This window comes from Dictyoglomus thermophilum H-6-12 (genome assembly GCF_000020965.1).
Classification (GTDB): Bacteria; Dictyoglomota; Dictyoglomia; order Dictyoglomales; family Dictyoglomaceae; genus Dictyoglomus; species Dictyoglomus thermophilum.
Window position 1 is genome coordinate 382,206 of sequence record NC_011297.1, and the last position, 14,649, is coordinate 396,854.

General features: G+C 33.8%; 16 protein-coding genes. 13 read left to right on the top strand and 3 right to left on the bottom strand.

Annotated elements, in window-relative coordinates; genetic code table 11:
* The first annotated feature begins 10 nt into the window (after positions 1-10).
* The 8 genes from tusB to DICTH_RS01835 all read left to right on the top strand — a co-directional run bounded on the left by tusB (position 11) and on the right by DICTH_RS01835 (position 7,781).
* Entirely contained in the window at positions 11-289 is a 279-nt protein-coding gene (tusB, locus tag DICTH_RS01795; protein WP_012548555.1) for a sulfurtransferase complex subunit TusB, read from the top strand.
* A 14-nt stretch (positions 290-303) separates the two neighbouring features.
* The gene (lpdA, locus tag DICTH_RS01800; RefSeq protein WP_012547801.1) at positions 304-1,695 is read left to right on the top strand and encodes a dihydrolipoyl dehydrogenase; all 1,392 of its coding nucleotides are present in this window, start codon (positions 304-306) and stop codon (positions 1,693-1,695) included.
* A gap of 320 nt (positions 1,696-2,015) precedes the next feature.
* Positions 2,016-2,501 carry an HD domain-containing protein gene (locus DICTH_RS01805; protein ID WP_012548425.1) on the top strand — a complete coding sequence of 162 codons (486 nt, stop codon included), beginning with the start codon at positions 2,016-2,018 and terminating at the stop codon, positions 2,499-2,501.
* Positions 2,502-3,017: 516 nt separating this feature from the next.
* The gene (locus tag DICTH_RS01815) at positions 3,018-3,512 is read left to right on the top strand and encodes a hypothetical protein (protein WP_012548623.1); all 495 of its coding nucleotides are present in this window, start codon (positions 3,018-3,020) and stop codon (positions 3,510-3,512) included.
* Positions 3,513-3,767: 255 nt separating this feature from the next.
* On the top strand, positions 3,768-4,925 hold the full coding sequence (locus DICTH_RS01820) for an ABC transporter substrate-binding protein (protein ID WP_012547993.1): 1,158 nt from the start codon (positions 3,768-3,770) through the stop codon (positions 4,923-4,925).
* Positions 4,926-4,988: 63 nt separating this feature from the next.
* Positions 4,989-6,095, top strand: a complete 1,107-nt coding sequence (locus DICTH_RS01825) for an ABC transporter ATP-binding protein (protein ID WP_012546931.1) — start codon at positions 4,989-4,991, stop codon at positions 6,093-6,095.
* Positions 6,096-6,097: 2 nt separating this feature from the next.
* Positions 6,098-6,955 (top strand): ABC transporter permease, encoded by an 858-nt coding sequence (locus DICTH_RS01830; RefSeq protein ID WP_012547469.1) that lies wholly within the window; start codon positions 6,098-6,100, stop codon positions 6,953-6,955.
* Between the two features lie 10 nt (positions 6,956-6,965).
* Positions 6,966-7,781, top strand: a complete 816-nt coding sequence (locus DICTH_RS01835; RefSeq protein WP_012548780.1) for an ABC transporter permease — start codon at positions 6,966-6,968, stop codon at positions 7,779-7,781.
* Positions 7,782-7,823: 42 nt separating this feature from the next.
* Here DICTH_RS01835 and DICTH_RS01840 read toward each other — a convergent pair whose 3' ends face one another.
* Both DICTH_RS01840 and DICTH_RS01845 read right to left on the bottom strand, forming a co-directional pair.
* Complete coding sequence (locus DICTH_RS01840; protein WP_012548506.1) at positions 7,824-8,987, bottom strand: GNAT family N-acetyltransferase; 1,164 nt, start codon at positions 8,985-8,987, stop codon at positions 7,824-7,826.
* A gap of 2 nt (positions 8,988-8,989) precedes the next feature.
* The gene (locus DICTH_RS01845) at positions 8,990-10,108 is read right to left on the bottom strand and encodes a glycoside hydrolase family 18 protein (RefSeq protein WP_012547410.1); all 1,119 of its coding nucleotides are present in this window, start codon (positions 10,106-10,108) and stop codon (positions 8,990-8,992) included.
* Between the two features lie 146 nt (positions 10,109-10,254).
* Here DICTH_RS01845 and DICTH_RS01850 point away from each other — a divergent pair, with 146 nt between their 5' ends.
* Genes DICTH_RS01850 through DICTH_RS01865 form a run of 4 tightly spaced genes read left to right on the top strand, consistent with a single transcriptional unit; the run spans position 10,255 to position 13,135 of the window.
* On the top strand, positions 10,255-11,868 hold the full coding sequence (locus DICTH_RS01850; protein WP_012547015.1) for an alkaline phosphatase: 1,614 nt from the start codon (positions 10,255-10,257) through the stop codon (positions 11,866-11,868).
* A gap of 47 nt (positions 11,869-11,915) precedes the next feature.
* Complete coding sequence (locus DICTH_RS01855; protein ID WP_012548164.1) at positions 11,916-12,251, top strand: DUF4388 domain-containing protein; 336 nt, start codon at positions 11,916-11,918, stop codon at positions 12,249-12,251.
* Positions 12,252-12,261: 10 nt separating this feature from the next.
* Complete coding sequence (locus DICTH_RS01860) at positions 12,262-12,720, top strand: arsenate reductase ArsC (RefSeq protein ID WP_012547737.1); 459 nt, start codon at positions 12,262-12,264, stop codon at positions 12,718-12,720.
* A gap of 13 nt (positions 12,721-12,733) precedes the next feature.
* Positions 12,734-13,135 carry a DUF86 domain-containing protein gene (locus DICTH_RS01865; protein ID WP_012547851.1) on the top strand — a complete coding sequence of 134 codons (402 nt, stop codon included), beginning with the start codon at positions 12,734-12,736 and terminating at the stop codon, positions 13,133-13,135.
* Positions 13,136-13,138: 3 nt separating this feature from the next.
* Here the strand turns inward: DICTH_RS01865 and DICTH_RS01870 are convergent, their stop codons facing one another.
* Positions 13,139-13,606, bottom strand: a complete 468-nt coding sequence (locus DICTH_RS01870; RefSeq protein WP_012546977.1) for a peroxiredoxin — start codon at positions 13,604-13,606, stop codon at positions 13,139-13,141.
* A gap of 116 nt (positions 13,607-13,722) precedes the next feature.
* On the opposite strand from DICTH_RS01870, the gene DICTH_RS01875 reads away from it, so the two are divergent.
* Complete coding sequence (locus DICTH_RS01875; RefSeq protein ID WP_012548753.1) at positions 13,723-14,625, top strand: GGDEF domain-containing protein; 903 nt, start codon at positions 13,723-13,725, stop codon at positions 14,623-14,625.
* The last annotated feature ends 24 nt before the right edge of the window (positions 14,626-14,649 follow it).

The window sequence follows — 14,649 nt, forward strand, 5'->3', positions numbered from 1 at the left end:
GTGAATGAAGATGGCATTAATAATTGTAAAGAAAAGTCCAACAGAAGATATTAGTAGAAGAATGATAGATCTTGCTATGGAGGGAGACACTATTCTCTTTGTTCAGGATGGGGTTTTACATGCCATAGATGAGAATACTAAAAACTTAGTTAAGAATGGAGTTTCGGTTTTTGTTTTAAAAGAAGATTTAGAAGCAAGAGGATATTCGGAAAGTTTGAGTCTTTTTTCTTGTGTAGATTATGAAGGATGGGTAGAATTAATAGAAAAGAATGAAAAAATAATTTCGTAGGAGGATCAGTAAAAATGGAAAGGTTTGACGTGATATTTTTGGGAGCAGGATCTGGAGGTTACGTAGGGGCTATAAGAGCAGCAGATTTAGGGAAGAAAGTATGTATAATTGAGGCAAGGGAGCTTGGTGGTACTTGTTTAAATCGAGGATGTATTCCTACAAAAGCTCTTTTAAAGAGTGCAGAGGTATTTCACACAGTAAAGGATGCAAAAACTTTTGGAATAAATGTTGATGCTTATTCTTTTGACGTAAATGGTATCTATTCTTGGAAAGAAAATGTAGTGAAAAAGTTAGTATCAGGAGTAGAGTATTTATTGAAGTCAAGAAAAGTAGTAATAAAGAAGGGAAGAGGAAGAATTATTGATAATGAAACAATAGAGGTTGAAACCCCAGAAGGGAAAGAGATAGTTCAAGGGGATAATATTGTTATCGCTACAGGTTCTGAGCCAGCTATGATTCCCACATTTAAGATCGATGGAAAGAATGTATTAACCTCTGATGATGCTTTGAATTTAAGAGAAATTCCCAAAGACATAGTAATTATAGGAGCGGGAGCCATTGGTATTGAGTTTGCAACTTTTTATAGCACCTTTGGGACAAAGGTTACTATTGTTGAAATGATGCCTCAAGTTGTGCCAACTTTAAAGGATAAGAAGGTAGCAAGTTATCTTCAAAGAATATTGAATAAAAAAGGCATTGAGGTAAAAGTGGGAGCAAAGATAGAAAGTGTAGAAGTAAAGGATGGAAAAGTGTACTCTACCTTGTCTACTGGAGAAGTTTTAGAAAGTGAAAAGGTTTTAGTCTCTATAGGAAGAAAATTGAACTCCGACAATATAGGGCTTGAAAATATAGGTGTAAATGTGGATAGAGGAAGAATAGTAGTAGATGAGTATCTCAGAACAAATGTTAAGAATGTATATGCTATAGGAGATGTGATAGGAGGGCTATTACTTGCTCATAAAGCTATGAAGGAAGGAGAAGTGGTAGCGGAAATCATTGCAGGTGAGAATAAAAAGATGGATTATAGAGTAGTTCCATGGGCTATATTCTCATCTCCAGAGATTGCTGCTTGTGGTCTTACTGAAGAAGAAGCAAAAGAGCAAGGTATAGAAGTAGTAACGGGAGAGTTCCCATTCTCTGCTAATGGTAAGGCTGTATCAATGAATGCTACTGATGGTTTTGTAAAGGTAGTTGCTAAGAAAGAGGATAAGGTAATAATAGGTGCACAGATTATAGGTCCGGAGGCATCAGTTATGATTGCTGAACTTGCCCTTGCCATACAAAATAATTTAACTTTGGATGATGTAGCAGATACTGTTCATACCCATCCTACACTACCAGAGGCTGTAATGGAAGCTGTGAAAGTACCTCTTGGAAGCGTAGTACATATTTACCTAAGAAGATAGTTTAGAAAAATTTTTTTCGGACCCCTTGACAAATTTTAAAACTATGTTAAAATTATAATTGCCACAGGCATCAAGGGGTCCGAAAGGCTCCCTGATGTGCCTGACTGGGACTGAGTAAGTCTCAGGGGCCAAGGAAAGGTAAGGAGTAAAATCCTTACTAAGTACTTGGAGGCCAGAAGGTAACAGGGGTATTGGAAAAGCCCGGTACCTCTGTGAAATCTGGTAAAACCCTGGGATGAGAGGTCTCGGGAGGGTGCAAGGGAGAAGCTGAGTAGGGTCCGTTGAGCCTGTGGCACCTTTTTTATTTGGGAGGAAAGGGAATGGTAATCGAAGATATATATTATGACTTAGTGAATTATTTTGGAAAAGATGTAAAAAGGATAAATCACGCTACTAAAGTTTGGGTTTTTGCGAGAATTATAGGGAAAAGAGAAGCCTTAAATGAAGAGACTCAGCTAATACTTGAAATTTCTGCAATACTTCATGACATTGGTATAAAGGTTTGTGAGGAAAGATATGGTTCTACAGCAGGAAATTTACAAGAACTTGAAGGGCCTAAAGAAGCGATTAAAATTCTTGAGAAATATCCCTTAGACAATAGGATATTAGAAAGAGTGCTATTTCTCATAGGAAATCATCATTCCTATGAGAAGATTGATAATATAGATTTTCAAATTCTTGTGGAAGCAGATTTTCTTGTAAATATCTTTGAAGATAATATAGATAAAAGTACTGTCGAGTATATAAAAGAAAAGTATTTTAAGACTGAGACAGGGAAGTATTTAATGAATATAATGTATGGTTAATTACTTATTTTGGTTAATTTCCTCAGTAATAACCATATACTTACTTTTATATTCAAGAGGCTTTTATTTAAAAATTTTCTCTGTTTTAGTACGAGACTTTTATCTGATAAACGTGATAGATAAGTTTTTATTTATTATTCTCTCTTTTTTTGCTTTAGGTTTTATTATTTATTTTGAAAGTTTTTATAGGAAAAGAGAGCGCGTAAAATCTTATTTAAAATTTTTATTAGTAACGGGTATACAGCTAATAATCTTGTTTCTTTTTCAATTTACACCATATTTACTCTTAAGAACCCCCTTATCTTATAAAGAGGCTATCCTTCTAATTTTAGAATTAATTCTGGGTGGACTATTTATAGGATTTTATATTGTTCACAAGAAATCTCGAGTTTTGTAAATTAAAACCTGATTCTCTTTTTTATTCCAAAGTTTTTAATTAAAAATTTTTAAGGACTGATTTTGACCTTGTGAGGTTTTATTATAGGGGGTGAAACTAAAATTTGGAGGTGAGAGTTTATGAAAAAGTATGTGAATCTTCTTCTCAGTATCCTTTTAATTTCACTTTTCCTCTTTACTACTGGTTTTGCCCAAACAGGGACTAAGGTTTACATTAACAAAGTTAATAGTCCAGATGGGGGATTAATTGAGCCTGCAAAGTCACAACTAATTAACAAGTTGATGGGAAAGGGATTTGTAATTACTGAGAAAAAAGATGAAGCGAATTATTTAATTGATCTTGTAATTGTAAGTGCAAATAGCAAGAGGAGTTTTAACTGGCTGATTCTTATTTTCCCTGCCTGGCCTCTTGTACCATTTACTACCGTTCAGGGCGAAGCAATAGTGGCTTTGAGGATATATGATCAAGCAGGGAATGAGGTATTATTTGATCAAACTGGTGCTGTAAGAAACGGAATGTGGTTCTTTGGAGATTTTGTATCAGGAAGTTCTGTAATAAAAGGAGCAGTAAATGATTGTATCAATATACTTACTTCTAGGATGAATTTACGATAGTTCCTCATTCTTAAATGGAAGGGGAGAGATACACTCTCTCCCCTTTTAATCTTCTTACTTTTGTCTTTAAGTAAAAAAATAATTTCTTGTTGTGTAAAAATTATTACTTTAAAATATTTTTTAAAAACTCTTTTAAATCCTGTCTATTCCTTTTATTTATTTTTTTCTTTATCATCTTTAAATTAATTCTTAGTGTATATTTTTAAAAATTCGTTAATGTGGTATACTAACACAAATTAATTGGGGAGGTGTACTATGAAAAAGAAAAGTATTCTTTTTGGGGTCCTTACAGTTATTCTTTTCTTTTTAATGATCGCCAATTTAGGAGCTCAGACAAAAAAGGTAAGACTTAGTATTATAGATGTAGCAGGTAATTTGCAATTAACAAAACCAGCTATTGAGGCTTTTAAAAAGGCAAATCCTGATTTAATTGAAGATATAGAGTATTTAAAGGCTACGGCTCCAGAACTTCCAGCTAAGATAAAAGCACAGCAAATGGCAGGGAATATTACAACTACGATGGTACTTACAGGATATGATGCTATGGCTTCTGGTCTTGAAATGGATCTTTGGGAGAATATTTATCCTACTTATAAACAATATTTTCCCAATTTAGAAAGTAGGTATTTACCAGGAGCAAAAGCTGCATTTGATCTTTTTAAGGGGTATGGAATAGTAGTTACATATTGTCCTGGTGGTCCAATGTTTACCTATAACCCTGAAAAGGTTAAAAAGGTTCCACAAACAGCTGAGGAGCTCCTGGAGTGGGCAAAACAGAATCCAGGAAAGTTTATGTATGCAAGACCTGCCAATTCTGGACCTGGAAGGGCTTTCTTACAAGGTTTACCTTATATTCTTGGAGATAAGAATCCCAAGGATCCTAAAACCTGGGATAAGACATGGGCATATCTAAAAGAGCTTGATAAATATATAGATTATTATCCTACAGGAACAGCAATAACCTTCAGAGAGTTAGCAGAAGGTACAAGATGGATTATAGCAAGCCATCTTGGTTGGGACATGAACCAGAGAATTTTAGGGGTAATACCTTCTAATTTTAAAGGCTTTTTCTTAAAGAATACGACTTGGGTGACAGATGCCCACTTTATGTGTATGCCTAAGGGACTTGATGAGGCAAGAAAGAAAGCTACTTTACAGCTTATGGCGTGGCTTTTAAGAGCAGAAATGCAAGCTTTAACCTATGATGATGGTTATTTCTATCCTGGACCTGCCATTAAGGGTGTACCATTAAGCAGTGCTCCAAAGGAAACTCAAGATAAGATAAAAGCAGCAATGAGGCCTGAATATGAAAAAGCAATAAAGGAATTTCCATCTACCACACAGCTTGGAGCAAAAGAACTTGTAGAAGCTTTTGATATGTGGGATAGAATGATAGGGGCAAAAGTTAAGTAATAAAAGAGTATACTGAGTAAGGAGGGGGGTATATAGAAATCTTAGGAATATAGGGGGCAAAAGATGAGAGAATTTAAGGAGCTTAGGATTACAGGATTAAATAAATATTATGGGAATAAAAAAGTTGTCGACAATTTTAATTTGACCATAAAAAATGGAGAATTTGTAACTTTATTAGGCCCTTCTGGCTCTGGTAAATCTACAGTTTTAAATTGTATAGCAGGCTTAATTCCTATAGATGGGGGAAGTATATACATTGACGACGAATGTCTCGATGATGGTAAAAATTTTGTGCCTCCTGAGAAAAGAAATTTTGGAATGGTTTTTCAAAATTATGCCTTGTTTCCTCATTTAAGTGTCTTTGATAATGTGGCTTTTGGTCTAAGATTGAGAAAGCTACCTAAGGAGGTAATTAAAGAGAAAGTTATAAGTGCCCTTAGGATGGTTCATTTAGAAGAGCATGTTAATAAATATCCTAGGCAACTTTCGGGGGGAGAGCAACAGAGAGTTGCACTTGCAAGATGTATTGTTATGGAGCCAAGAGTGATGCTTCTTGATGAGCCTCTTTCTAATTTAGATGCTCTTTTAAGAATTGAGATGAGATATGAGCTCAAGGCTCTTCATGAAAGGTTAAAAATAACTACCATATATGTTACTCATGATCAGCAAGAAGCTTTAGCTTTATCTGATAGAATTGTAGTACTTAATAAAGGTAAAATTCAACAAATAGGTACTCCTGAAGAGATTTATTCTTATCCTTCTAATTTATTTGTGGCAAACTTTTTAGGATTTAGGAATATATGGGAGGTAAAGATATTAAAGCTTGAAGGTGACAATGTGGCTTATATTAAATTTGGAAGTGTAAATTTAAAGGCTACTCTTCAGGATAAATATAAGAGTCATATAAGAAATATTTTTGAGAATAATAAAAGAGCATATATTTCAGTAAGACCTGAAGATATAGAAATAGGAGAAGGTTTGGAGAATAATATAGAAATAAAGATTGAAGTTATAGAATATTTGGGACATCATAAACAATTCTGGGGAGTAACTTCTGATGGGATAAATATAGAGGTATCTAAGGAATCGAATATAAGTTTAGAACCTGGAGATAGTGTAAAAATATGGATACCTCCTGAGAGAATTCTAATCTTCTCAGAGGAGGACTAAATATGGGAAGACGTAACACTCTTACTATAATATTATTTCTACTTCCTGCCTTTGTGTATTTAACTTTTTTATTTGTTTATCCCTTTTTATACGGCTTAAATCTTAGCCTAACTGATGAAAGAGGTAATTTCACCTTAAACAACTTTATACGTTTTTTTAGTGATCCTTGGGATGCTAATACTATTTGGATTACATTAAAAATCGCTATACCTGCTACCTTATTAAGTATATTAATTGCCATCCCTCTTGCATATTACATGAGACATGGTATAAAGGGTGAAAAATTTATTACTATGTTATTGATTCTTCCTATAACTCTGGGGAGTGTCTTTATTGCTGAGGGTATGCTTACTTACATGGGGCCTAATGGCTGGTTGAATAGGCTTTTAATATTTTTAAAAATAACTGATAAACCTTTAAAATTAACTCATAATTATTTGGGAGTTTTAATAGCTCTTATTATTCAAGGTTTTCCTTTCGTTTTTCTCATGCTACTTGGTTATATTTCTGGTATAGACCCTAATTTAGAAAAAGCTGCAAGTGTATTAGGGGCAAATAGATGGCAGATATTTTGGAAGGTAATGTTTCCCTTGTGGCTTCCAGGGATTACTATGGCCATGTCTTTAAATTTTGTTATGAATTTTACAGTTTTTCCTTCTGCGGTCCTTTTAGGACAACCCTCTGGTCCTACAAGAGTAATATCTATTTCTGCTTTTCAATGGGCTTTTGAGAAATTTAATTTTCATATGTCTTCTGCTGTGGCAATAATCATGGGTATAGTGGAGTTAATTTTTATACTTATAGTTATGTTTATTAGACAAGGGTTATACAGAGGCTCTACAGTGGCAGGAAAAGGATAGGAGGATTAAGATGAGGAATAGAGTAGGTCTATCAAAAGCGTTATTTTGGTTTGCCATAGTGATCTATTCTTTTAATATTCTTGGTATTATTCTTACAGTGGTTTTAAATTCTTTAAGTAAAGAATGGTATGGTGAATTGTTGCCCAAAATATTTACTTTTGAGTGGTATGCTTATATGGCAAGAGAACATGATCTTCCTCAGCTTCTTTATGCCACCTTTGTAGTTGCAATATCAGTAGCTTTGATAGCTTTAATAATTGGCCTTCCTACGGCATATGTTTTAGCAAGATATGATTTTAGATTTAAAAATGTGATCTTATCTCTTTTATTATTGCCTATGCTTATACCACCGATGACTTATGGTATTCCTCTTGCTGCATTATTGTACAAACTAAGACTTGCTACAAGGCTTCCTGGAGTTATACTTGCTAATCTTGTACCAGTAGTACCTTATGTAACCTTAATCTTGACTCCTTTTATTGAACAGATAGATGTCAGTTATGAATCTGCAGCAAGAGTTTTAGGGGCTAACAGATTGCAAACCTTTTTGAAGATACTTCTCCCTCTAACCGTACCGGGAATCTTTACTGCTGCGCTTCTGTCCATTGTAAGGACAATTGCTATGTTTGAATTAACGTTTTTAGTAGCAGGGCCAAAATCTCAAACAGTAGTTGTAGCTCTCTACTATGATGCTTATGCTGCTGGAACACGTCCTCCTCAGGCTATTGATGCTTTAGCAGTTGTATACTTCTTAATTACTATGACTTTTCTTGTAATTGCTTTGAGATTTGCAAGCCCAACTCAATTTGTTTATAGAGGAAAATAAGGGGGAGACAAAGTTGGTGTTTCCCCCTTAGTATCATACTTCTCAGAAGTAGTCCCAGCAGAAGGTTGGATACTCTGAAAACAGTTTATTAAAGTCGTTAAGAGCATTAAAGTTGTTAACTTCTATATATCCGAGGTTATAAGCCGTTTTTGGAGATATGGTTCCTGTAATTATCTGAGATAAAGTGTTTATGTTTATTGCTATGTCATACTCTAAACCATCTTTCTTCTCTAAATTTCCTTTCCCATTTTCTATTTCTAAATTCCATATTCCATCATTCCATTCTCCATGTTCGTCTTTAATTTTTAATGCAATTTTGATATTTATATTTTCATCGTATTTTAATGACGAAAGTGCCCTTTCTACATCTATAACTCTTATCATGAAGGTTGGCTCAATAGAGCATTCTCCCCTTGGATTGGGAAGAATAAAGGGTAGAGGATCATCAAGAGGGGCAGTCCATTCTACTTCTTCTATAGTCATGGCCTGTCTTGAAAATAGACTTAAAAATCCTTTATATGCAGAGGTGTTTAAAGTTATCATTTCCCTTACAACAATTCTATTTATATTCGTTTTTTCTACACTATAAAGGAGATATCCTTCTATCTCTTTATCTTCATAAATATAAAGATACGTTAGGGTGCGGGTTCTAAAAATTAGGCTTTCCCATCTTTCATCAGTTCTTTTTATGGAGCCAGAGAAGTTTTTAGAAAATTTATCATATACAGGTTTTATAAGTTTCCAGTCTTCAAGAGGAATTCTTTTTACCTTTTCCATTTCAGGAAATTTAGGAATGGAGTAGGTTTTTCTACGATATCTTTTTTGAAATCCTCCGAGCTCCCATCCAAAGGTTCTATAAAATTCAAAGGAGAAAGGATAAAGGGAGGAAAAAGTACTGCCATTTTCTTTTGATATTCTAATAGCCTCTCTTAGTAAATAATGTACATAATTTTTTCCTCTTTTTTCTGGAAGGGTAGCTACACCTCCTATTCCTGAGAAGGAAAAGAGCTCTCCTCTTACATATCCCTCCATAGGTATGATGCTGAGGGCTGAGACTAATTTGTTATTTTCGATTGCTCCTATACAATTTCTTATACTTTTCTCATTTACCCATGTACTTACCTGTTCATAGGGAAAAGCAAAAGATTGGCTCCAAAGCTCAATTAAATCATCAATATATGAGGGGTTTAATCTTATTATCTCCATTTTTATCCCTCCATAAGTTTATTATGAATAAGCTCTACAAGGGTGTACCCTTTAAAGGGGTAGTCTTGTGTGACTTCCCAGAACATAATTCCCCCGAGGTTATTTTTAATTACATAGTCACATTTCTCTGAGATGGATTCTTCATCATCATAGGAGTACATAATTTTTTCTTTGGGATTCCATAGCCAGGGGACTTTTGCGTACTCATCTCTAAATTTTATGTAATCTGGATCATTTTCTAGTACTCCTCTTATAAAGAAAAAGGGATTACTTCCTGAGGGATGGCCTTCACTATCAAATATCCCATAGGGAATTCCCTTTACTTTTGCAAAAAGTCCATTATAGCCTTCATCCTCACAAATCCATCCCTTTCCATAAAAGGGAACTCCAAGAACAATCTTTTCGGAAGGTACCTTAAATTTTAAATATTCTCTTACTGCAGAGTCACAGTTTGCTCTTTCTCGGCTTTTTTCATCAGGATCTTTTGGGGTTCCGTAAAGAGGAGAATGGTGATTGGTGTATTTATCCCAAACGCCATGAAAGTCGTAGGTCATGAGATTAATAAAATCAAGAAATACATGGTACTTGTCTGGCTCAGTATTGTGAATTTGAGTATAACTTGCAGGAGCAGCTATGGTAAGAAGAAGATCTTTATTTTCCTCACTCAATACTTCCCTTAAGGTTTTTAGAAGTAAGGTAAAATTTTCTTTATCTTCAGGACGAGCTTTATTGGTGGGCAGTCCGCCACTTACAGGAAATTCCCAATCAATATCTATTCCGTCAAGATTAAATTCTTTTATTAATTCAAGGGCACTTTTAGCAAATTTTCTTCTATTTTCTTCTGTTAACGCCACATCAGAAAACTCTCCAGAGTCTGTCCATCCTCCAACTGAGATTAATACTTTTACTTTTTTGTATTCTTTTTTAAATTCTTTTATCTTTTTCATATTTGAATAAAAAAGATTTTCGTCAATGGGATGTACTTTTCCATCTACTATCTTGGCAAAAGCATAATTAATATGAGTTAAGAATTTCCAAGGAATATCTTCTATAGAATAACCCAAATATTCATCCCTTACTTTCCACTCAGGAAAATAGGCAACTACTCTTTTTTGAGGCATTTGTAAACCTCCTTTATGAAATATTAATTTTATTTTAACATATGTTTTTTTATTTTTTATTTGGTTTTAACTGCTATTTAAAACAAAACTTATATGCTTTATTATGGAGAGAAAATTCCCAAAAACTTGAAAGGGGGTATTTAAAAGTGAGGTTTGACAGGGTGTTTTCAAAAGTTCTCCTAATATTTATTTTGGTGTTAGGTTTTGTATTCTTTTCCTCTTCTTTTGGGGTAGCTCTTCAGTCTTCCTCTTCCCTCTATAAAGGAAAGCCTGTAAAGTATATCTTTTGGTTTATTGGGGATGGAATGGGATTAAATCATGTATATCTGACAGAAGCGTTTCTTGGCAGGAAATCCAATAGTCCATCTATAGAGAAGTTAAGTTTTACTCAGTTTCCTAATGTGGGTTTGATGACAACTTATGCTGCTGATAGTTATATTACTGATTCTGCATCTGCTATTACTGCTATGGCAGCAGGTAAGAAGACTAATGATGGAGTAATTAATATGGATCCAACTCTTAAGTTTAAATATAAGAGTGTTGCTGAGGAGGCAAGGGATTTAGGATATAAAGTAGGGGTTTTAACCAGTGTATCTATTGACCATGCAACTCCTGCTGGCATGTATGCTCATCAACCAAGTAGAAATAATTACTATGCTATAGCTCTTGAACTTTTTGAAAGTAATTTTGACTATTTTGGGGGAGGCGGATTCTTACAGCCTCAGGGTAAGGATGGAAAACAAAAGGATGTATATGAGATTGCAAAAGAAAAAGGATATAAGATTGTGGATAAGATTGAGGATTTTTTGAAGTTGAGAAAAGGAGATAATAAAATAGTCGCTATCAATCCTATACTTGATTCTTCAAAGGCACTACCTTATGCTATAAACCGCTTAAGAGGAGCAAATTTGGGACTCTCTCTTGCAGATTTTACTAAAAAGGCTATAGAGCTTTTAGACAATCCTAAGGGCTTCTTTATAATGGTAGAGGGTGGAAAAATTGACTGGGCTGCTCATGCTAACGATGCAGGTTCAGTTATATATGATGTTTTAGATTTCAATGAAGCAATAAAAGTGGCGTTAGAGTTCTATAAGAAGAGACCCTTTGAGACAGTTATCATTGTTACAGCAGATCATGAAACAGGAGGCTTGAGTATAGGTTATGCAGGAACAAGATATGAGGTATACCTTGATGTACTTTCACGTCAAAAAATATCCTACGATGAGTTTACAAAGGTTGTTAACGAGTATAAGAGCAAAGTAAAAAGAGAAGAGGCTAAACTTTCTGATCTTTTGCCTCAAATTAAAGAATACTATGGTCTTGAGATATTAAGCCCTGAGGTAAGGAAGGAACTTGAAAATAGGGCAAAAGCTGGAGATAAAGAGGCAAAAATAAGATTACAACTTGCATTGAATGAAAGTGAAATTGAAGAGCTTGAAAAAGCCTTTAAACTTTCCATGATGGATCCAAAAGAAAGACCTAACGATGCTAAGAGTTATCTATTATATGGTGGCTATGATCCTTTAACTATTACTGTGACTCGTATTCTAAATCAAAAGGCAGGAATATCTTGGACATCATATTCTCACACTGGTATGCCTGTACCTGTTTATGCTATTGGTGCTGGATCTTATATCTTCAATGGATATTATGACAACACTGATCTTTATAAAAAGCTAATGAGTTTGATAGGAAAAGATCCTTATAAGGACAATGTATTATCTTCAGCTGAAGTTAGAGAGTTGGTGTTTAGTAAGTAAATTTGGGGGAGGATTTTTCCTCCCCTTTTTAAAAGGAGGGTATTAAAATGATTGTTCAGGGAAGCATAGAAATTCTTGATCTTCTTACTCTAATAAGTTTTCTTTCTTATTCTAATAAAAGTGGTATTCTTATGTTGAATGCAAATCATAGCGAGGGAGCTATATTTTTTAGTAATGGAGAAATAGTTGATGCTTTTTTAGAGAACAAAAGAGGAGAAGAAGCATTGGTTCATCTTATATTAAACCATTCAGCAGTGAATTTCTGCTTTTATCAAAGTAATATTTCTAGAAATAATACAATCAATAAAAAGTCTGAAGTTCTAATACTTGAACTTATGAAGATTTTTGATGAAAATAATAACAAAGATCTTCTTTTGGTATAGGAGGTAAAAAATGGCAAAGAAGAAAATACTCTTTGTATGTACCCATAATTCCGCCAGGTCTCAAATGGCGGAAGGAATTGTAAATGCTTTATATGGAGATGAGTATGAAGCATACTCTGCGGGTACAGAGCCACGAGGGGTAAATCCACTTGCCATAGAGGTATTGAAAGAAATTGGAATTGATATATCTCATCACAGAAGCAAAAGTATAGAAGAGTTTAAAGGGCAGGAATTCGATTATGTGGTTACTGTTTGTGATAATGCAAAGGAGAATTGTCCCTTCTTTCCCGGAGGTAAAAAATATATTCATAGGGGATTTATGGATCCTGCAAGCGTGGAGGGAAGTTATGAGGAGAAGCTTTACGCTTTTAGAAAGGTTAGGGATGAGATCATGGATTGGATAAAAAGTTATTTTATTGAGAATAAAGATGAAGGAGTCTCTTTCTTTACCCCAATAAATAAGATTTAAAAGGGGAGAGAATATGGTTATTAGGGATAGAGTTAAGAAGCTTGAGGAGAATATTACTATTCTTGAGGATTTTAAAAATAGGTATTCCTTGGAGAATGTTAAAAAAGATAAGATAATTCAATGGGCTTTGAAGTATGGGTTATATTTATGTATAACAGGTATAGGGGAAATTGCCTGTGGTATTGTGAATGAGAGAAATTTAGGTAATGCCAAAAATTATAAAGAGTGTATTGCTATATTAGGGGATAATGATATTCTTGATAGAATGTCTGCAGAAAAATTAATAAATTATGTAAATATAAGAGATATGTTAAAGAGACCTTACATTGATGTAGATCTTGAGAAGCTCTACTCTTTTACAGAAAAGCTTGACTTTTTTAGAGATTTCGTAAGTAAGGTCAAGAACTTTACTTAGCTTTTATTTATTACTTAAAAATTCTATTATCTCATTTATATCAGGAAGTTCTCTTATGGGATATATTTTAAAGAAAACTATTTTTCCCTCTTCATCTATTATTATGTTCGCTCTTTCTGAGAATCCATCTTCCTCACGGAATATATTAAACAGCTTTGCTACTTTACCATGTGGCCAAAAATCAGAGAGAATTTTTAAATTTTTTAATTGTAAATTTTCTGCCCAAGCCTTTTTAGAAGGTACTGGATCAACACTTACTCCCACAGGGATAGTATTGAGTTCTAAGAATTTGTTATAGTTCTCTTCTAGGGATAACATTTGTTTAGAACATATAGAAGTCCAAGCAAGGGGATGAAAAGAAAGAAGTATCTTTTTCCCTTTATAATTGGAAAGTTTAAATTCATCTCCATTTTGATCTTTCAAAGAGAAATCAGGGGCTTGAGAGCCAATTTCTAAACCTCTTTTTTGCATTTTTTAACCTCCCAAATTAAAAAGTAATATCATTTTTATTTTACCACAAATTTAATGGTTGTTATAATTTAAAATAACGTAAAATATTAGCAAGTTTAGAAAGGGGAATTTTTTAAATGAAACTGCCAGAAGGGTTTCAAGAAATCTTTGATAGAGTTTCTGATGGGGTTTATTTTGTAGATACTGAGAGAAAGATTTTGTATTGGAATAAACAGGCAGAAGAAATAGCTGGATATAAAAGGAAAGAAATAATAAATTCTCATTGCTATGATAATATTTTAAGACATATGGATGACGAAGGTAGAGAGCTTTGTAAGGATAAGTGCCCATTAGTGTATGCCATAGAAAATAATAAGTATATAGAAAAGAGAGTATATCTTCACCACAAAAATGGTCAGAGAGTTCCTGTCTTTGTTAGGGTTTTGCCTCTTAAGGATGAGGAGAATAGAATCATTGGAGCTATAGAGATTTTTAATGAGGCGATAGAGTTTACAAATTTAAAGAAGGAATTGGAAAAGTTGAGAGAGCTTACTTATATTGATGAACTCACGGGGGTTTTAAATAGAAGGGGACTTAATTTTTTCCTTAGAAAGCAAATTAATAATTTTAAAAAAAATAAAAAGGCTTTTGGGGTTTTGTTTATGGATATTGATAATTTCAAGGAAATAAATGACAGATATGGGCATAATGTAGGGGACAAAGTTTTAAAAATGCTATCAGAAACTTTAAAGAATAATTTGAGAACAGAGGATATGGTAGCTAGGTATGGTGGAGATGAATTTGTAGTTATCCTACAGGTTGGAGATATTAATACTTTGGAGAGCTTAACTAAGAGGATAAAAAATCTTATTGAAAACTCTTTTTTAGAGGAGGCTGGAAGAATTATAAAGATTACTGTCTCTGTTGGAGGAACTTTAATTAGGGAAAATGACACAATGAACACCCTATTAAAGAGAGCAGATGAACTGATGTATCAGAGTAAAAAGGAAGGTAAAAACTTATATAAGATTTCCTTGTAAGTTTTAATATTTGATATACTCTTA